This window comes from Hyphomonas oceanitis SCH89 (assembly GCF_000685295.1).
Classification (GTDB): domain Bacteria; phylum Pseudomonadota; class Alphaproteobacteria; order Caulobacterales; family Hyphomonadaceae; genus Hyphomonas; species Hyphomonas oceanitis.
Genome location: NZ_ARYL01000001.1, coordinates 108,720 through 125,956, shown reverse-complemented (window position 1 = coordinate 125,956; position 17,237 = coordinate 108,720). Strand labels below are relative to the sequence as shown.

15 protein-coding genes are annotated in these 17,237 nt (G+C 59.3%); 6 read left to right on the top strand and 9 right to left on the bottom strand.

Annotated elements, in window-relative coordinates; genetic code table 11:
* Window positions 1-44: 44 nt before the first annotated feature.
* From HOC_RS00625 to HOC_RS00615, 3 genes are all read right to left on the bottom strand, one after another.
* Window positions 45-530 (bottom strand): nuclear transport factor 2 family protein, encoded by a 486-nt coding sequence (locus tag HOC_RS00625; RefSeq protein ID WP_035534718.1) that lies wholly within the window; start codon window positions 528-530, stop codon window positions 45-47.
* Window positions 531-745: 215 nt separating this feature from the next.
* The gene (locus HOC_RS00620) at window positions 746-1,084 is read right to left on the bottom strand and encodes a YMGG-like glycine zipper-containing protein (RefSeq protein WP_051615706.1); all 339 of its coding nucleotides are present in this window, start codon (window positions 1,082-1,084) and stop codon (window positions 746-748) included.
* A 103-nt stretch (window positions 1,085-1,187) separates the two neighbouring features.
* Window positions 1,188-1,922 (bottom strand): MBL fold metallo-hydrolase, encoded by a 735-nt coding sequence (locus HOC_RS00615; RefSeq protein ID WP_035535119.1) that lies wholly within the window; start codon window positions 1,920-1,922, stop codon window positions 1,188-1,190.
* A gap of 289 nt (window positions 1,923-2,211) precedes the next feature.
* Between HOC_RS00615 and HOC_RS00610 the strand changes: the two genes are divergently transcribed.
* The gene (locus HOC_RS00610) at window positions 2,212-2,802 is read left to right on the top strand and encodes a TetR/AcrR family transcriptional regulator (protein ID WP_051624381.1); all 591 of its coding nucleotides are present in this window, start codon (window positions 2,212-2,214) and stop codon (window positions 2,800-2,802) included.
* On the opposite strand, the gene HOC_RS00605 is transcribed toward HOC_RS00610, so the two are convergent.
* Both HOC_RS00605 and carA read right to left on the bottom strand, forming a co-directional pair.
* On the bottom strand, window positions 2,799-3,461 hold the full coding sequence (locus tag HOC_RS00605; RefSeq protein ID WP_035534715.1) for a 2OG-Fe(II) oxygenase: 663 nt from the start codon (window positions 3,459-3,461) through the stop codon (window positions 2,799-2,801). The two genes, HOC_RS00610 and HOC_RS00605, sit on opposite strands and share 4 nt — an antisense overlap.
* Before the next feature lie 42 nt (window positions 3,462-3,503).
* Complete coding sequence (carA, locus tag HOC_RS00600) at window positions 3,504-4,685, bottom strand: glutamine-hydrolyzing carbamoyl-phosphate synthase small subunit (protein WP_035534711.1); 1,182 nt, start codon at window positions 4,683-4,685, stop codon at window positions 3,504-3,506.
* A gap of 104 nt (window positions 4,686-4,789) precedes the next feature.
* Here carA and HOC_RS00595 point away from each other — a divergent pair, with 104 nt between their 5' ends.
* From HOC_RS00595 to HOC_RS22060, 5 genes are all read left to right on the top strand, one after another.
* Window positions 4,790-5,311: a GatB/YqeY domain-containing protein gene (locus tag HOC_RS00595; protein ID WP_241766828.1), complete on the top strand. Its 522-nt coding sequence runs from the start codon at window positions 4,790-4,792 to the stop codon at window positions 5,309-5,311.
* A 144-nt stretch (window positions 5,312-5,455) separates the two neighbouring features.
* On the top strand, window positions 5,456-6,211 hold the full coding sequence (locus HOC_RS00590) for a PRC-barrel domain-containing protein (protein ID WP_035534708.1): 756 nt from the start codon (window positions 5,456-5,458) through the stop codon (window positions 6,209-6,211).
* 32 nt (window positions 6,212-6,243) lie between these two features.
* Window positions 6,244-8,238 (top strand): DNA primase, encoded by a 1,995-nt coding sequence (gene dnaG, locus HOC_RS00585; protein ID WP_241766826.1) that lies wholly within the window; start codon window positions 6,244-6,246, stop codon window positions 8,236-8,238.
* Between the two features lie 65 nt (window positions 8,239-8,303).
* A complete protein-coding gene (gene rpoD, locus HOC_RS00580; RefSeq protein WP_035534707.1) occupies window positions 8,304-10,259 on the top strand; it encodes an RNA polymerase sigma factor RpoD in 1,956 nt (651 codons plus the stop codon).
* Between the two features lie 92 nt (window positions 10,260-10,351).
* On the top strand, window positions 10,352-11,998 hold the full coding sequence (locus HOC_RS22060; RefSeq protein WP_156950324.1) for a hypothetical protein: 1,647 nt from the start codon (window positions 10,352-10,354) through the stop codon (window positions 11,996-11,998).
* A 122-nt stretch (window positions 11,999-12,120) separates the two neighbouring features.
* Here HOC_RS22060 and HOC_RS20885 read toward each other — a convergent pair whose 3' ends face one another.
* The 4 genes from HOC_RS20885 to HOC_RS22520 form a co-directional block, all read right to left on the bottom strand.
* Window positions 12,121-13,968: a PAS domain-containing sensor histidine kinase gene (locus HOC_RS20885; RefSeq protein WP_051624380.1), complete on the bottom strand. Its 1,848-nt coding sequence runs from the start codon at window positions 13,966-13,968 to the stop codon at window positions 12,121-12,123.
* Between the two features lie 120 nt (window positions 13,969-14,088).
* A complete protein-coding gene (gene ypfJ / locus HOC_RS00565) occupies window positions 14,089-14,940 on the bottom strand; it encodes a KPN_02809 family neutral zinc metallopeptidase (RefSeq protein ID WP_035534701.1) in 852 nt (283 codons plus the stop codon).
* 156 nt (window positions 14,941-15,096) lie between these two features.
* Window positions 15,097-15,630 (bottom strand): GIY-YIG nuclease family protein, encoded by a 534-nt coding sequence (locus HOC_RS00560; protein WP_035534698.1) that lies wholly within the window; start codon window positions 15,628-15,630, stop codon window positions 15,097-15,099.
* 112 nt (window positions 15,631-15,742) lie between these two features.
* Complete coding sequence (locus HOC_RS22520; protein ID WP_084146056.1) at window positions 15,743-17,179, bottom strand: hypothetical protein; 1,437 nt, start codon at window positions 17,177-17,179, stop codon at window positions 15,743-15,745.
* Between the last annotated feature and the right edge of the window lie 58 nt (window positions 17,180-17,237).

Below are 17,237 nucleotides of genomic sequence, written 5' to 3'. Positions count from 1 at the left end.
GGTAAGAGAGGGTCGTGTTGTCGCAGCAGAGTGACGGCGGCCGATCAAGCCATGCGGCCTTCGGAGTCGATTGACGTGTGCTCCTGGACAAGGCGCCACTCACCATTCTGGATCTCCCAGACGGCAGAAACAGCCTGGCGCTGGATCATTGACGTGCCCTCGTGTGTCTCGCCTTCAAAAAGCGTAAAATAGGCCGCTGATGCGAGGCTCTGCGACGCTCGGATGTCGACATCCGATGCGATACCCAGTTGCCAGGAACGAAACGTCTCGCGCAGGACCGGCATCCAAACGGCTTGGTAAGTATCAAATGAGTCGCTCAAGGCGATATCCGAACCAAAATCACTCATCATGTTCAGATTGCCCTCACCCATGAGCGGGCGCAGGACTTCCATATCTGTCGTGCAGGCGTCGCTCGACCAAGCGTAGACCCATGCGTCTACGCAGTCACGCACGACAGCCTCAGGAGCACGTCGGCTCACCATGGCCAGGAAAGCGGGTGTGTCATCACGGACAGGATAGGCGGGCGTCATGGAGTGTTCCAGGTCTACGTCCGGCTGATGTGCGGACCTGGAAGAAACGGCGTCACTTGGGGAGGCGTTCCGGTATCGGACAAGGTCATTCAAGGGCGGAATCTGGGCGGATTGTGGCAGACGTGATGGGCCATTTCGCGCATAAAAAAAGCCCCGCACTCCTGATGGAATACGGGGCTCATCGCGGCGAAGTCTAATCGCCGATCAGTATGGTACTACCAACGACGCGAGTCGTAAGGGTACCGGTCATATGCGTTGGCATAGCCGTCGCCATCAGCATCACGTTCGTCTTCCTGGTCTTTCACGCCGGGCATGTCGCAGTCTTCAGACTCCGAACAGCCTTTGGCTGCACCGGCTGCACCACCGAGCACACCACCAATAACGGCGCCACGCTGGGCATCGCCATCACCAACATTGTTACCAATCACGGCACCTGCAACGGCGCCTGCTGCTGCGCCATAAGCGGCGTTCTTCTCAGTCGTACCGCTGGATGTACAAGCGGCGAGGACAATGGCGCTCGCGCCTGCTGCGAAGAGCTTCATATAGGTTGTCATTGTGTGCTCCTTATCTTGATCACGGGGTACAAACGTCCTGTGACAAGGAGCGGTTCCATGCTTTCCTGTTACAAGCTGGTTAGGAAAACGGGCGCAATCGCCATCAGGTCCAGCGTTTGGACAGTTTCTGGCTCATAATGTCAGCTTCTTCGCGCGCGGCGCCCTGATACCCTGTGACGCTATCGGCTACGAAGGGATTGGACTGGCGCTCATGCCCGAACGTCGAAATCGGGCCGTGGCCGGGCACGAAACGCATGTCATTGCCGAGCGGCCACAGCTTGCCGGTGATGGAGTCGATCAGCTGCTGGTGATTGCCGCGTGGAAAGTCCGTCCGGCCAACAGAGCCCTGGAAGAGAACATCGCCGACAAAGGCGAGGGCGCCTTCCTTGTTGTAGATCACGACATGGCCGGGCGTGTGCCCAGGACAGTGGGCGACACCAAATTTGGTGCCGCCAAGCTCCAGTTCGTCACCATCGTGCAGGTAGCGCGTGGGAGTGACGTTCTTGCCGTCCGTGATGCCATATTTGGCGCCCTGCGCTTCGACTTCGTCAAGGAGCCACTGGTCGTCCTCGTGAGGGCCGATGATGGGGCATCCCGTGCGCTCTGAAACGGCCGTGGCCGCGCCGGCATGGTCCAGATGCCCATGCGTGAGCCACACAGCGACGATCTTGACGCCGAACTGCTCCGCCGCCGCCATGAGCCGGTCAACTTCGCCGCCCGGATCAATGAAGACGCCTTCCATGGTCGCGGTCGACCAGATCATGGACGTGTTCTGCTGGAGGGGCGTAACCGGAATGATCCGGATTTCGAGCTTGGGCTGGGGCGCTTGATCAGTCATGAGCCAAAGATAGCGACGCGAAGCCGTTTCGTGAAGCATTTCCCGGATTTTCGTGGGGTAAAGGTGCGCGCTGCCCGATCAGGAACGGTAATTCTGAGGCCTGAACAAAAATGACCGCCCGGTCGCCCAAAAGGGTCCAGAGCGGCCATTCTGTCCACCATTCGCAGGCAATACGGATCCCCACCCAGCCTGCGTAATTGCGATTGGTCAAATTTCACGGAGGAAACCCATCCAATTGTAAGTTTTACATACCACTGGTATGATAAGGCAACAATAGGCCAAATGACCAATGGTCAAGCGTACGCCAGAGCAAGCTGAGGAGACCCGCCGCACTATCCTTGCAGCGGCCCGGCATCTGTTTGAAACAAAGGGGTATACGGACACGTCAATCGCGGCGATCGTTCACGATGCCGGCACGACCAAGGGTGCCCTGTTCTACCATTTTGCAAACAAGGAAGCCCTGTTCAGGGAAGTCTGGACCGAGGTGCAGCTTGAAATGGACGCCGAAACGCGCGCCGCTGCGGCTGCAGCCATCTCGTCGACCGATCCCTATGCAGCCTTCCTTGCTGGCACGCGGGTTTATTTCAAATGGGCGTCCACTCAGGCCTACCAGCGTATCGTGCTGACAGACGGGCGCGCCGTGATGGGCCTCGATCGGTGGCAGGAGAATGACGATCGGCTAGGGCGCAACAACGTCGCCAATGGCCTGCGCTATCTGGCCAAGCAGGGCCATATCAGCGATGAGCGGGTCGTTCCGATGTCGGTGATGCTGCTCAACGCGCTGAATGGGGCGGGATTTTCGCTGTCGCGCAAGGATCCGGGCGTAACAGCGGACAATCTGTTCGAGGCTTTCGAGGAATTGCTGCGCGGACTGCGCTAGGTCAGCGGGTCAACGCGATCGATGCCCGACTGGTTGACCCGCCACCAGCCAGCGATTCCATAACGACGCGCCTGGGTGACTTCCACAGCATGGGGAACCGTTTCCGATAGCATGAACACAGCGCCGGCCCCTTCGGGCAGCAGCCGGGCAACTGGGACATCCGCTTCGTCTGCGCCCTCCGGCCAGATGACAAGGGCACCGCCAAGATCATCGCTCCAGGCTTCGTTAAGATAGACGACCAGCGAGATGACGCGGTTGCGCGCCCCTGCGAAACTGTCGACGTGGCGATCATAGAAGCCCTCGACCGGATAGACGGCAAAGCAGGCCTCGAAATCGAAAAGGCCCAGCATCAGGGCGCGGTTCAGGCTTTCACGAATGGGCTCCGCCCAGGCCAGGAAAGCCTTCTGGGCAGGGCTTGATCCATCCATCCAAGAGATGCGGGTGCGGCGCACATCGCGGGCGAGCTGGAACATGTCCTCGCGCCCAATGCCAGCCGGGTCGAGGTCCTGCTCTATGTCGCGCTCGAGGATTTCGGCGCGAAGCGCTGACACGAGCGCGTCCGGCAGCATGTCCGGCTGCCAGCTCCAGCCCTTAAGCGACAAGTCCCCGGCAATGACGCCGAGCCTGTTGTCACTTGGAGGCGCGACAGCGATGTCCATGCGGATCAGGTGTGCAGGACGATCCGGCCTGCGCCGGAAGTCTTAGCCACGATGGTCGGCCATCAAGCCGGCAAAGCGGTCGAACAGGTAGAAACTGTCCTGTGGTCCGGGCGATGCTTCGGGGTGATGCTGAACCGAAATGATCGGCTTGCCCGCGACGCTGAGGCCGGAATTGGTGCCGTCAAAAAGTGACGTGTGGCTCTCCTCGACGCCTTCCGGCAGCGTCGACGGATCAACTGTGAAGCCGTGGTTCATCGACACGATCTCTACCTTGCCGGTCGTGTGGTCGCGAACCGGGTGGTTGGCACCATGGTGGCCTTGGGCCATTTTCATCGTCTTGGCGCCGAGCGCGAGCGCCAGCAGCTGGTGGCCGAGGCAGATGCCGAGGATGGGCGTGCCGCTGGCAATCACGTCGCGGATCATGTCGCCGGAGCGCAGGATGGTCGCTGCCGGGTCGCCGGGGCCGTTGGAGAAGACAACGCCATCAGGCTTCAGCGCCGCGATCTCGGCAGCCGTCGCATCGCCGTTCACGACGGTGCTGCGGGCGCCGACGCTGGCGAGGTTGCGGAGGATGTTTTTCTTCACACCGAAATCCACCACGACGACGTGGAATTTCGCGTCCTCGAGCGCGCCATAGCCACTTCCGGCGGCCCATATCTGCTGGTTGTTTTCGTAGTTCGCGTCGCTGACAACGTCTGCTGCGAGGTCAGCGTCGTCCAGGCCTTTCCAGGCGCGGGCCTGTTCGATAAGGGCATCGGTATCGATACCGCCCTCAGGCTGGTGACAGATGGCGACCTTCTGCATGCCCTTTTCGCGGATCAGCCGGGTCATTGCGCGTGTGTCCACACCCGAGAGGCCGATAATGCCGCGCGATTTCATCCAGGCGTCAAAGTGGCTGGTGGAGCGGAAATTGGACGGCGCGGTGATAGGCTCGCGGAAAATGGCGCCGCGAGCGGCTTTCATGCCTTCGAGGGACGATTCTTCCTGATCGTCGGCATTGGCGCCGACATTTCCGATATGCGGGAAGGTGAAGAGAACGACCTGCGAGGCATAGGAAGGGTCCGTCAGGATCTCTTCATAGCCGGTGATGCTGGTATTGAAGCAAATCTCACCGACATTTGTTCCTGCAGCGCCTGCGCCGAATCCTAGGAAAATGGTGCCATCTGCCAGGGCGACGGCTCCCGTCGCTGGTGAGTCAGCTTGAACTTTGGTGTCTTTAGTCATATCTCATTTCGCTTCCGGGCCGTTTCCCGGTCGTTAACCCAACCGACCGAAGATTTTGTCCGGTTAATGGGGCTGAGTCTGCGCATCGTCAAGCAATGTGGCGCATGCGGCATGTGAAAGGCAATAACGGCATGGGCCGAGAGGATACAACTGATACGATGTCGCTCAAGGCGCGCATCGTCCAGGCATTGAAATCCGAGACCGAAAAAGGCGCAAGCGACGTCCGTATGGCGACGCTGCGACTGATCGAGTGCGCCGTGCGCGACAGGGATGTCTGTGCGCGTGGACGCGGTGTCGGCGAAGGTTGCCCGGACGCGGATGTGCGCTCGGTGCTCGAAACCATGGTCGCCCAACGCGAGGTGTCCGCCCGCGAGCATGAGGAAGCCGGTCGCATTGAAGATGCCATTCGCGAGCGCGAAGAAATCGAAGTCATCCAGAAATTCCTGCCGGTGCCGCTGAGCGGCACCAAGCTTGAAGCGGCGGTGAAAGATATTGTCGAAGACCTCGGCGCGTCCAAGCTCAAGGATGTCGGGCGCTGCATGTCGGCCCTGAAGAAGAAATTTCCCGGCATGATTGATACGGGCAGTGCCGGCAAAGCGGTCCGCGAAGCGCTCTCTCGCTCCTGAGGCAACTCGATATTGAAATCTGTTGAAGCGACTGCGCCCTGCGCGGTTCCTCCACAATTCCTTTCCGAAAATGCAGACTTTAAGGGGAACCGGGCGGCGGCATATCGCGTTGAGCGGATGTTATTGCAAGGAAAGGACCTTACTATGAAACATTATATTGCCCCTATCGGTGCCGTCGCCGCTATCGCCCTTCTGGCTGCCTGCTCCGGCGCTGACACGACCGTTGACACTGCTGGTGTGAACGACACGACAGCTCATACTGAATCCACTGACATGGCTGACGCCACGGTCGACAAAACGACCATGGATGAGGTCGAAGTTGCCCGTGCCTCGTACGTGATGGCCGCTGGCGAATATGAAGCCTCTGAGCTGATTGGTGATGACATCATCGGCGCAGATGGCGAAAAAATCGCTACGGTAGCTGACGTCCTCATCGGCAAGGATGGTGCGCCGGGCCAGATCGTCTTCCGGGACGGTGGTGTTCTGGGTGTTGCTGGGGACCTCGGCACGCTCCCGTTCAGCTCGGTCAGCGTGAAGCTTGATGCCGAAGGCGAGCCAGAAGTTTCTGCCGCTCTCGTCGACGAGTCGCTGGAAGGCGTTGCTGAATTCGAGCAGGATGGCCTGAATGATTATAGCCTCGCTTCCGAGCTGATCGGCACCAATGCCGAACTGGCCGTGGCCGACAACTACACACGTATCACCGACCTGATCATGGATGCTGAAGGCCATGTGAAACATGCCGTCGTTACGGATGGCGTGTCGGGTGTTGCCTCTGACGAACGCCTCGTCATCGACTTTAACGCCATCACGGTTGTTCAAGGCGACAGCGAAGGTGAAGTCATGATCAACAAGACACCTGAGCAACTGAAAACTGCTCCCGTCCTCCACGACATGGACTAGACCTCGCGCCGGATCGTCCGGTACGAAATGAAATGGCCCTGCCGCAAGGCGGGGCCATTTTCATATTGGCAGCCTCTCCGGCTATTTCCGCGTTTCCCGAAATGCCGCAACGCGCTACACTCAATCCAATGTCCCAGACCGTGCGCATCCCCGATGGCTTCGTCGAAGAACTGAAGGCCCGCATCCGGCCTTCGGACGTGATCGGCCGCAAGGTGAAGCTGGTGAAGAAGGGCAAGGAATGGGTCGGCCTGTCTCCCTTCACCAATGAGAAAAGCCCGAGCTTCTACGTCAACGACCAGAAGCGCATATTCAAATGCTTCTCCTCCGGCATGGGCGGCGACGTCATCAGTTTCATCATGGAGACCGAGCGCCTCTCCTTCATGGAAGCTGTCGAGAAACTTGCCGAAGAAGCGGGGATGAGCCTGCCTAAGGCGAGCCCTGAGGCGGCTGAGGAGTACGATCACCGCAAACGGCTACAGGCCGTGTGCGAGGCCGCTGCCGACTATTTTGAAGACCGGCTGCAATCGACTGAAGGCGCGGCGGCGCGTGCCTATCTGGAAGGGCGCGGCCTCCTGCCGGCAGCTTGGCGGCGCCACAGGCTCGGCTATTCACCTGATGACTGGCGCAAGACCATCGAACACCTGAAGTCCGAAGGCTTCACGATGCCGGAGATCCTCGAGGCGGGCCTCGCCAAGGAAAGCGACAAGGGCGGCGAACCCTATGATGCCTTCCGGGGGCGCCTGATGTTCCCGATCCCGGACTCCCGGGGCGGCATCATCGCGTTTGGGGGCAGGGGGTTGACGCCTGACGCCAAGCCGAAATACCTGAACTCCGGCGACACACCGCTCTTCCACAAGTCGCGCGTGCTCTATCGCTACAAGGCGGCGCGTGAGGCGCTCGGCTCGGGCGAGGGCGGCGGCCTGATCGTCTGCGAAGGCTATATGGATGCGATCGCGCTGGCCGAGGCCGGCTTCGGGCACGCAGTCGCACCGCTTGGCACCGCGCTGACCGAGGACCAGATCTCGCTTCTCTGGCGCGCAGGACCCGAACCGGTGCTCTGTTTTGACGGCGACAAGGCGGGGGTCGGAGCTGCCTTCCGTGCGCTCGACCGTGCGTTGCCTCATGTCGAACCGGGTCGGTCGCTCTATTTCGTCCTGCTGCCCGATGGAATGGACCCCGACGACCTGATTCGCGAGCGCGGCCCTGCGGCCATGACAGAGGCCTTGGACAATCGTCTTGCCCTTTCAGAACTGCTCTGGCGCCGTGAGCGCGATGCCGAGCCGCTCGATACGCCCGAGCGCCAGGCCGGGCTGGAGGCACGCCTCGCCGCAGCGTCGGCCCTGATTCAGCATCCCGGCGTACGGGCCGCCTATGAACGCGATCTGAAGGCCCGCATGCGCGATCATTTCTGGCAGGTGCGTCAGGCCAGCCGCAGCAATAATAACCGCAGCACCAACGCCGGTAATAACAGTTACAACAACAGGAAGCGCCCCGGAACGGGACAGAATCCCGCCTCAGGCGAGTCGGGTCAGGCGGCATTGAAGAGTGGCGCGCCAGCCAAGCTGCGCGGCCTTGGGGCCGTTGTACGGGCGATTGACAGTCCCTTCCTTCTGGCGCTCGGCACGGAAACGCTGGCGGCCTCGATCTTCCCTGATCCGGATGTCAGCCAGATACGCGACTGCGTGTTGGACTTTGTGAACGCAGGGAAAGCTATTGACCGCAGCGTCATGAGCGCCCATTTACTCGAAACTGGGAACATGCGCGCTTCCAGATTGCTCAAAGATTATCCTGACACGCCTCAGATAGCGGCCGATGGGCCCGAGGCACGGGAATGGCTTATAGCCCTCGAGCAATACATGGCGGTGAGAGGTTCCGACGGGCAGGATCCCGGCTCTGGCACAGAAGCTGCGAGCGGGGAGTCAACGGCGTCGCCATCTGCGTGGCGCCGAAGGCATCAGCTTGTCGCAGAACGTAGGGCCCTCAAGGCCCGCATGAACGAGGCAGCAGGAAAAGTCGGCGAAAGCTGAAGGCGCAGGGCAATTTTGGGCAATCCGGCAGGGCAGATGCCGGAGCACCCACAGGAGAGAATTGAATGGCAACAGCCACCAAAAAGAAGAACACCGCGGGTGATGGTGAAGGCGAAGACGAAAAGGACGGCGAAACCGCCCTCGTCGATTTCAACGCAACCGACGTCAAGAAAGTTCTGAAGCGCGCCCAGAAGCGCGGCTTCATTACGCATGACGAAGTCAACGCCCTGTTGCCAGCCGAGGACATGACCTCGGATCAGATCGAGGATGTGATGTCCCAGATCTCGGAAATGGGCATTGCGGTGGTCGAGAGCGAGGAAGAGGCCGAAGCCGAAGGCAAGGCGCTCACCAAGATCGAAGACAAGAAAGTTGTCACCAAGAAGGGCAATGCGCGCGGCTCTGACCGCACGGACGACCCCGTGCGCATGTACCTGCGTGAAATGGGCGCCGTTGAACTGCTCTCGCGCGAAGGCGAAATCGCCATTGCGAAGCGCATCGAGGCCGGCCGGGACGCGATGATCCGCGGCCTGTGCGAAAGCCCGCTGACCTTCGAAGCCATGATGGTGTGGCGCGACGAGCTTATCAACGAGCGCATCCTTCTGCGCGACCTGATCGACCTTGAAGCGACTTATGGCGCGGAAAACCCGCCGCCTGAGCCCAAGCCCAAGGAAGAAGAAGACGAAGCCGACGAGGCGAAAGCCGAAGGCGAAGAAGGCGCAACCGACGACGATGAGGACGACGAGGACGATGCTGCGGCAATGTCCATGTCGGCCATGGAAGCGGAACTGCGCGAAGGCGTGCTCGCCAAGCTCGACGAGATTGCTGACGGTTTCGGCCGTTACCGCAAGCTGCAGGACAAGCTGGTTGGCCGTCGTCTCGAAGGCAAGGACCTCACACCCAAGGCCCAGGCCGAATATGACGAGCTGTCGAACAATATCGTCGACAGCCTGAAAACGATCCACATCAACAATGCCCGTATCGAGGCACTGGTCGAGCAGCTCTACGCCATCAACAAGAAGCTGATGGGCCTGGAAGGCAAGCTGATGCGCATGGCTGACGCGCATGGCGTGCCACGCAAGGAATTCCTCGAGAACTATTTCGGCCACGAACTTGAGCCGGAATGGGGCGAACGCGTCAAGGCGCTGTCGGCGAAGTGGAAACGCTTCATCGAAGGCAAGGATGACGAGATCGAGGCCGTCCGCGGCGAGATTTCCGAAATCGCGCAGGAAATCGGTATTCCGATCGATGACTATCGCGTGCTGGTCCAGACCGTCCAGAAGGGTGAGCGCGAAGCGCGCATCGCCAAGAAGGAAATGGTCGAAGCCAACCTGCGTCTCGTGATCTCGATTGCCAAGAAATATACGAACCGTGGCCTGCAATTTCTGGATCTCATCCAGGAAGGCAACATTGGCCTGATGAAAGCCGTCGATAAGTTCGAATACCGTCGCGGTTACAAGTTCTCGACCTATGCCACCTGGTGGATTCGTCAGGCTATTACGCGCTCCATCGCGGACCAGGCCCGTACGATCCGTATTCCGGTGCACATGATCGAGACGATCAACAAGATCATCCGGACGCAGCGCCAGATGCTGCACGAGATTGGTCGCGAGCCGACACCGGAAGAGCTGGCTGAAAAGCTGGGCCTGCCGCTGGAGAAGATCCGCAAGGTTCTGAAGATCGCGAAAGAGCCGATTTCGCTGGAAACACCGATTGGCGACGACGAGGATTCAAACCTTGGCGACTTCATCGAGGACAAGATGGCGCTTCTGCCCGTCGACGCCGCGATCCAGTCGAACCTGCGCGAAACGACCACCCGCGTGCTCGCCTCGCTCACCCCGCGTGAGGAACGCGTGCTGCGCATGCGCTTCGGCATCGGTATGAACACCGATCACACGCTGGAAGAAGTCGGCCAGCAATTCTCGGTGACCCGCGAACGTATCCGCCAGATCGAAGCCAAGGCGCTGAGGAAACTCAAGCACCCGTCGCGGTCGCGGAAGCTGAGGTCATTCCTGGATACGTAGCAGGACGCATGATCAGGTTTAATTTTGCCGTCTCATCTTGAGGTTGAGTGACTTTGCGTGCATGCCCCTAGCTGGGCACGGGGAGAAACCTGATGATGCGCGTGGCATTTTTTGCACTGTTTGGTGCGGTGATATTGGCAGCCAGTGGATGCGGCGGAGGGGGCGGCGGAGAATCAGCCGTTCCTGCTGCGCCGCCACCGCCTCCACCGCCACCCAACATTCCGCCCGTTCTGCAGGTTTCCGTATCAGCGGATCAGTTCTTCTCGGACGAACTTTTCGTCATTAGTGCTCGAGGCTCTTCGGATGCCGATGGCGACCTTTTGAATTATTCAATCACGCAGATTTCGGGTTCCTCCGCCGAGATAACGGATGGACTGATTGGTGCTTTTGAGTTGCAGGCACCCAGTATTCCGGCCGGACGAATTGAAGAATTAGCGTTCGATGTCAGCGTGACTGACGGAAAGGGTGGCAGTGATACCGAGCGTGTGCGGGTATCGGTCAGGGGGTTCTCTGGACCCGGACGACCGGTAGGTATATTCGATCCGCCTCTTACCCTGATTGTCGGCAACGCTCCAAGGCCGGGAACAGTCAATCGAGGTCTACGTGAAGTGATTGCCACTCGGACACCTAACGCGGCCGCAAATTCGAGCACTCAAACAATCTCATTCATCGGAGAACCACTGACATCGAGCTCTTTCGATTACTCTAATGACCGCAATCTGCGTGTTGACGGTACATTCGGGGATATACAATTTGTCGGCTATGGAACGCTGAGCTCAAATATCGGGGCTAGCGGTGGCAGCGAGTTTTCAGTGCTCAGCGAAACAGAGGACAAGCTTCGCTGGTTCATAGCCAGTCGAAACGACGATCCCATTGTTTTTTCAGAGGCTGACAATATTTCCATAACAGACCCATGTCACGTAGTGGGGGCGACGGACTCCAGCCAGGATTTTATATTGGTTGGTCAGCGAAATCGCGGACTATCTGTTGTCAGAATCGTTGCAGTCGATCCAGACGGTGACGGAATAGCGGTCGAATTTGACGATTCCGTTATCTACAGCCTGGATGTCGGTCGCTCACTTTGCCATGTATTCCCAACTGTTTTGCCGGAGCGGGTCAGTCCTGAGTTCGTCAATGGGGACCTCGTTGATTTACCCGGAGTGATTGCCGTTGATTTTGACACAAATGAAATCGTGTTGATTGGCGACACTACGGACAATGGTGCCTACGAAGTGCTTGAGGTGATACCTATTGATACACAATCGACTGAGCCGATGAAGATTGTCGACGTGTTCTCTCGGGGAAATCCAAGTCTGGTACCACGTTACATTGCCATTCTCCTCACCAGCGGTATCCATGATGGTGAACACCGTTTGGTTGTCGTTTCCCAGAGCAACGACACCAAAGAAATATCTCAAGAAACGTTTTCATGGAGTGGCGGAGTGCCTGTTGCCCTCTTGAGCGGCCCGTTTGTCGGCGTAAGACCTAACGATCAAACGCGCCCTGACCTTGTCGTAATTTCGGGCACTTCCGAACAGTCTTTGGTTTTTGAGAATACCGTTCCAGAAGAATCGGGAGTAGCTACTGTCCCGAGCTTTGCAGCGCCTAAGTTATTCGATGTTGGCATTGGTGCTGGATCGGCCGTGGCCGCGATTAGCGAAAACTACACGGACACTGTGGTATTGGTCTCGTTTCCGGATACGGGTGAAATTCGAGAAATCAGACCACCTGGCGACTGATCAGGCAGCCAGCTTCAATCGAAGCGCGCTGCCTGATGGGCCGCCTGTTCCGCTAATTCCCTGTTCCAATAGATAGAGCATGGCGCGCACATAGCGCCCCGTCAGTGCACGCATCTCTTCATTCATTGGGCCGGAACGGGTGCGCAGGATGAAGCAGAGATCGCTGGCAATCGAGCCGAATAGCTGGAATCCAAAGAAGGGCCCCTGGCCCTGACAATCGTGAGCGATGCGGGCACATCAGGCGCCGCAATATCATTTTCCGCGCCCAGTTCGTAGATCAGGCTTCTCAACTGGGTGTGCGTGGATGTCAGCCATTCCTGACGCAAAACGTCGATCACATCGTCAGGAGACGCAATGTGTGGCTTAGGGTAATCCAGCCCTGCGAGCATGTCCTGCAGAGGATCGGCAGACCTGCCTCCGGGCTCTGGTCGGCCGCGCACGCGTACAATGGCGCTTACCAGGTCGCCCTGATCGATTGGCTTGGTGACATAGCCGCTAGCGCCTTTCGACAGGAAGCGCTCACGGTCGCCTGACATGGCATCCGCTGTCAGCGCGATGACCGGAATGTCATGGTACGGTGTATCTCCAGAGCGCAGGATCGCCAGTGCCTCCATGCCATCCATCACGGGCATATGGACATCCAGAAGCACGACATCGAATGTGCCGCGCGCAAGCGCATCGAGCGCTTGCTGTCCATTCTCTGTCTCGGTGATCTGCACGTCATACGGCGTCAGGAAAAGTTTCACCACTTCCCGGTTCACGCGGTTGTCGTCGGCCAGAAGAATGCGCAGGCCGGTGAGCGATGTTGCGGCAATCACGGGCGTCTCGGCGGAGGCCGCCTTCGGGCTATGGAGCGCGGCGGGCTCGGCCATGAATGTCAGTGTAAACGTGGAGCCCTTGCCAGGTTCGCTTTGCGCAACAACGTCGCCACCCATCATGCGCGCAAGGCGCCGGGTGATTGAGAGGCCAAGGCCCGTGCCGCCAAACCGACGCGTTGTAGAGGAATCCGCCTGCGAGAAATCAGCGAAAAGACCGGAGAGCGCTTCTTCGCTTATTCCAATTCCGGAATCGCGGACCTGAACCGTCACGCGCCAGTGGTTGGCCTCCTGCTCGGTGGTCACGCAGACGTTCACCTGGCCGGCATCCGTGAACTTGATCGCGTTCGATATGAGATTGGAGAGGCATTGCCGCACACGGACGGGATCAAAGCGCAGGGCGCTGCTGGCCGAGTCATCGACCGATACGATCAGGTCAATTCCCTTCTCGCGTGCTCTCGGTTCAAACAGGCGCGTGATGCGCTGCACCGCATGGCGCAGATCGCCGTCCACGGCGTCAATCGCCAGCTTGCCCGCCTCGATCTTCGACAGGTCGAGAACGTCGTCAACCAAGGACAAAAGTGTGCGCCCTGAATCCAGAAGGATCTCGACCTTGTCGTGCTGCGACGGTGTAAGCTCGGGGTCTGATATCAGGGACTGCGCCATGCCGAGGATGCCATTCAGGGGCGTACGAATTTCGTGGCTCATCGCTGCCAGGAATTGCGATTTGGCGCGGCTTGCGGCCTCGGTCTCGCGCGCTCGCGCTTCTGCCATCTTGTAGGCTGTAATATCGAAATTGATGCCCGCAATGCCGATCTTGCCGGATGGCAGACGCACGGGCAGCTTTTTCGTAAGCGCCGTCATCTCGGGGCCGATTTTCTCTTCACTGAGGGAAATACCTTTTGCGAGAACCTTTTGGTCCTCCCGCTCAAACCCCTCCCATTGCTCGCGGGGGTAAAGGTCCCGATCAGGATGCCCCAGATAGTCGGTCATCCCCGTGGCCTTCAGGATGAAGCGGTCCAGCGCGGCATTGCCATAGATGAGGTTCAGGTTTTCATCCTTGATGAATACCGGGTCGGGCAGTGCATCCAGGAATGCCTGCAACAGTTCTGCGATATTCTCGACAAGCGGTGATGTCCCATTATTGGATGACATACGCTTTCCCCCGATCTATTTTCGGGTGAAAATAGAGGAAGTTCGCGAATCGAGTGTTAACGCTACCTTTTGGGGCGTGGCCGTTCCGCCTTCGTCCCGTTTAATGCGTGCTCGGCGTTTTTAAAGGCCGGAGAACGTATCGCACTGCCGGGGATCGCCCGTGGTAATGCCCCGGCGCAGCCACTCCATCCTCTGCTCGGACGAGCCGTGGGTAAAGCCTTCGGGCGAAACGCGTCCGGTTGAGCGCTTCTGCAGCATGTCATCGCCGATCGCATTGGCGGTCTTCATGCCTTCTTCTACATCCCCCTGTTCAAGCGCGACTTGGCCGCCCGAAGCCTCAGCCGCATGGGCTGCCCAGACGCCGGCATAGCAATCGGCCTGGAGTTCAAGTGCAACGGAATACTTGTTGGCCTCGGCCTGGCTGCGCGCGGTGTTCTGGGCTTCACGCACTTTGCCAGATGCACCTGTCAGTGTTTGGACATGGTGGCCAAACTCGTGGGCGATGACATAGGCACGGGCGAAATCAGCACCGGATGCACCCAGCTTCGTTTCCATTTCCTGCCAGAAGGAGAGATCGAGATACACGGTCTGGTCGTTGGGACAGTAGAAAGGGCCCATGGCCGCCTGGCCAAAGCCACAGCCGGTATTCGTGCCTTGTGTATAGAGAACGGTATTGGGGGGCTGGTAGCCCTCCATCTGGGTGCGCCAGACGTCGTCGATATTGGTGCCGATGACATCGACAAACTGGCCGGCTTCGTCTTCCGGTGTGCCGACCGGCGCATCGCCCTGCGGCGAGGAAGAGACCGCGGCCTGGTCAAGAACCTGCGCGGTTTGCGAAGGGTCGATCCCGAACACGAAATAGCCGATCAGGGCGATAACAAGCACACCGATGCCGCCACCGGCAACGGCGCCGCCACTCATGCCCCGTCTGTCTTCAACATTGCCGCCCTTGCGTCCGCCTTGCCACCGCATGAAATCCGTCTCCCTGATATGCCGGAGGCCTGTGTCCGGGCTTGCGCAGTCTGGCCGACATTACTGTCTCAGCCCAGCCCGAAACGCACAAGAGTGCCCGGAGTTTCCGCATCGGTCATCGATGGCTTAGCGCCACCGCCGTTTCAGGCGGAAAACTCAGGTGAAATCGGCGTGGGCGCTGTAGGCGCAGGCGCGGCGCGCGGACAGGATATGGTTGCGCTGCGGGTTGCGCCATCCGGCCAGGTTCAGGGGCGGTTCCAGCTGGCGTACCAGCAGGGAACGCGCCTGCGCCGTGTCGCAAGCCAGGGGCAGCTGCGCCACATGAAGGGCCTTGGCCATCCAGTCTGACAGGCGCGCCTCGCTGTCTGCCGTGAAGGCGAACGAGAAGCCATCGTCCCATAGGTTAGTCAGTGCCACTTCGAGTGCCAGCTCGCGCTGCAGCAGCGCGCCGAGGCTGCGTAAGGGCGACGTGGAGCGGTTCGCATTGAGCGTCCCTACGAAATGATCGATATGGGAAGCGCCCGTCACATTGTGGCCGATATAGATCAGTCCATCATCGGCCGTCATCAGGCCGGGAAGGGAAAATCCCTCTACCAGGTAAACACCATAAACGCCGCGGGCCCTCTGCGATTGGCCATGCCAAACAGCCCGCGCTGCCGCCAGCGCGCTCCTTACGTCTTCGATCAACATTACCCCAACTCACGCAACCTTTGAGGGAAGTGTTAACGCTCACTAACCTTTATGTCCATATCAGGAACAAGATAATTTCGACTCATGCTTGCTTTCTAACGCGCTCGCGTGGTCACCCGCCCATCTCGTGCCAGAGGTCCATGGCTTGACAGAGGCCATCCTGCTGCAATGCCGCCTGCGCGCCTGAGTTGAACTGGTCGCTGGCTGAAGCCGCCCAGACTGCTGCTGCAGCATCAAAGCTGGTAAAGCCGATCTCCGACATGCCCCGTTCAATGCGGCTGCAGATCAGACGGGCCGTATCGGCGTCGCCTGTATCGTTCAGGCTGGCGATACGGTCGGCAAGGTCGAGCCGGGAAAAGATATAGTCGTAAACGGTCAGGTCTTCGCCGACATCGAAGGCGAGAATGTCGCCCGAGGGGATGCCCGTATAGTCCGGCTCCTGGCCATCATAGTCAGATGAGGCTGCCGTGAAGATTGAGGGGATGGGCTGGTCGAGATAGACCGCCCACTGGCCGATCGAGCCCTTGCCCTTGGTTTGCTTGATGTTGCCGGCTTCGGGCAATTCGGCCGAGACGACGAGGATCGGCGTATCGCTCCACGATTTCACCGAGAAGGCGCTCGTCGATTGTTCGGTGATTGATTGGCCGAACAGCGTCGTCGATTGCGTATTCAGGAAGTTCGAGGCTTCCAGCATCAAAGGTTGATTGAAATAGGTCACCAGTGTCGAGGCCGGCGCGATCAGGTTGGCCGCCGTCGTCAGCGCGCCCATGACGCTCGCCCCGGCACTGCCCTGGCGCTCGTCTGACAATTGCAGCCGGAAGCGGCCTTCGATTGTCGTGTTGGGGCCTACCTTGAAGTAGGGCGTGGCATAGACGGAAATGCTTTCATTCGTTGTCCAGGCTTCGCCTTCCTTGCTGTCGGACGAGAACGTGGCGGAGAACAGGGCCTTCGTCGCCTTGATGTCCGGCTTGGCGACATCGAATTCAGCGATCAGTGTACGTGTGACATTTCGCGAACCCATCATGCGGGAAAACCAGTTGCGGCTCTCCTTGTTATAGTTGCGCATTTCAAGCGGCTCTTTGCGCTGGCCCGACGAGACGCCCTCAATGTCATAGGCGTCCGGCTTCAGCGTGACGATCTGGATGCGCGTATAGCGGTCCTGAAGCATCAGGCCGTATTCGGAATAAAGCGCGGCTTCGTCGATCGCGACATCGATGAAGGGCAGGTAGTCCTTGCCGGGCTTCGCATTGTTCACGGCGCGGCCTACGGGCCGTCCCGATCCACGTCCCGGGCCGGACGATCCCACCATGGGCGGAGGTGGCGTCTCCACTTCAGCTGAAGGATAGGGCAAGCCGCGATCCGGGCCGTAGTCATCATCCTCTTCACTATAGACCGGCGGAGGCGGAGGTGGAGGAGGGGGCGGTGGTGGCGGAGCAGGGGGAGGAGGAGCCTCTGTTGCCGGTGTCGATCCCCCCGGCGTGACCTGCTTGGATGCACAACCGGCAAGAGCAAGCGAAAGCGCCAGAAGGCTGATCTGTAAATTCTTCATGGCGCGTCCCCGACCGTTTTGATTTTATGGTTAACAAACGGTAACAGAGGCCGGGTGC

Excerpts from the sequence above, each read along its gene's own strand:
- HOC_RS00610 (WP_051624381.1), top strand. The coding sequence starts at position 2,212 with ATGGTCAAGCGTACGCCAGAGCAAGCTGAGGAGACCCGCCGCACTATC.
- HOC_RS00625 (WP_035534718.1), bottom strand. The coding sequence starts at position 530 with ATGACGCCCGCCTATCCTGTCCGTGATGACACACCCGCTTTCCTGGCC.
- HOC_RS00605 (WP_035534715.1), bottom strand. The coding sequence starts at position 3,461 with ATGGACATCGCTGTCGCGCCTCCAAGTGACAACAGGCTCGGCGTCATT.
- ypfJ (WP_035534701.1), bottom strand. The coding sequence starts at position 14,940 with ATGCGGTGGCAAGGCGGACGCAAGGGCGGCAATGTTGAAGACAGACGG.
- carA (WP_035534711.1), bottom strand. The coding sequence starts at position 4,685 with ATGACTAAAGACACCAAAGTTCAAGCTGACTCACCAGCGACGGGAGCC.
- HOC_RS22520 (WP_084146056.1), bottom strand. The coding sequence starts at position 17,179 with ATGAAGAATTTACAGATCAGCCTTCTGGCGCTTTCGCTTGCTCTTGCC.
- dnaG (WP_241766826.1), top strand. The coding sequence starts at position 6,244 with ATGGCCCTGCCGCAAGGCGGGGCCATTTTCATATTGGCAGCCTCTCCG.
- HOC_RS00595 (WP_241766828.1), top strand. The coding sequence starts at position 4,790 with ATGCGGCATGTGAAAGGCAATAACGGCATGGGCCGAGAGGATACAACT.
- HOC_RS00560 (WP_035534698.1), bottom strand. The coding sequence starts at position 15,630 with ATGTTGATCGAAGACGTAAGGAGCGCGCTGGCGGCAGCGCGGGCTGTT.
- HOC_RS00615 (WP_035535119.1), bottom strand. The coding sequence starts at position 1,922 with ATGACTGATCAAGCGCCCCAGCCCAAGCTCGAAATCCGGATCATTCCG.
- HOC_RS20885 (WP_051624380.1), bottom strand. The coding sequence starts at position 13,968 with ATGTCATCCAATAATGGGACATCACCGCTTGTCGAGAATATCGCAGAA.
- rpoD (WP_035534707.1), top strand. The coding sequence starts at position 8,304 with ATGGCAACAGCCACCAAAAAGAAGAACACCGCGGGTGATGGTGAAGGC.
- HOC_RS00620 (WP_051615706.1), bottom strand. The coding sequence starts at position 1,084 with ATGACAACCTATATGAAGCTCTTCGCAGCAGGCGCGAGCGCCATTGTC.
- HOC_RS00590 (WP_035534708.1), top strand. The coding sequence starts at position 5,456 with ATGAAACATTATATTGCCCCTATCGGTGCCGTCGCCGCTATCGCCCTT.
- HOC_RS22060 (WP_156950324.1), top strand. The coding sequence starts at position 10,352 with ATGATGCGCGTGGCATTTTTTGCACTGTTTGGTGCGGTGATATTGGCA.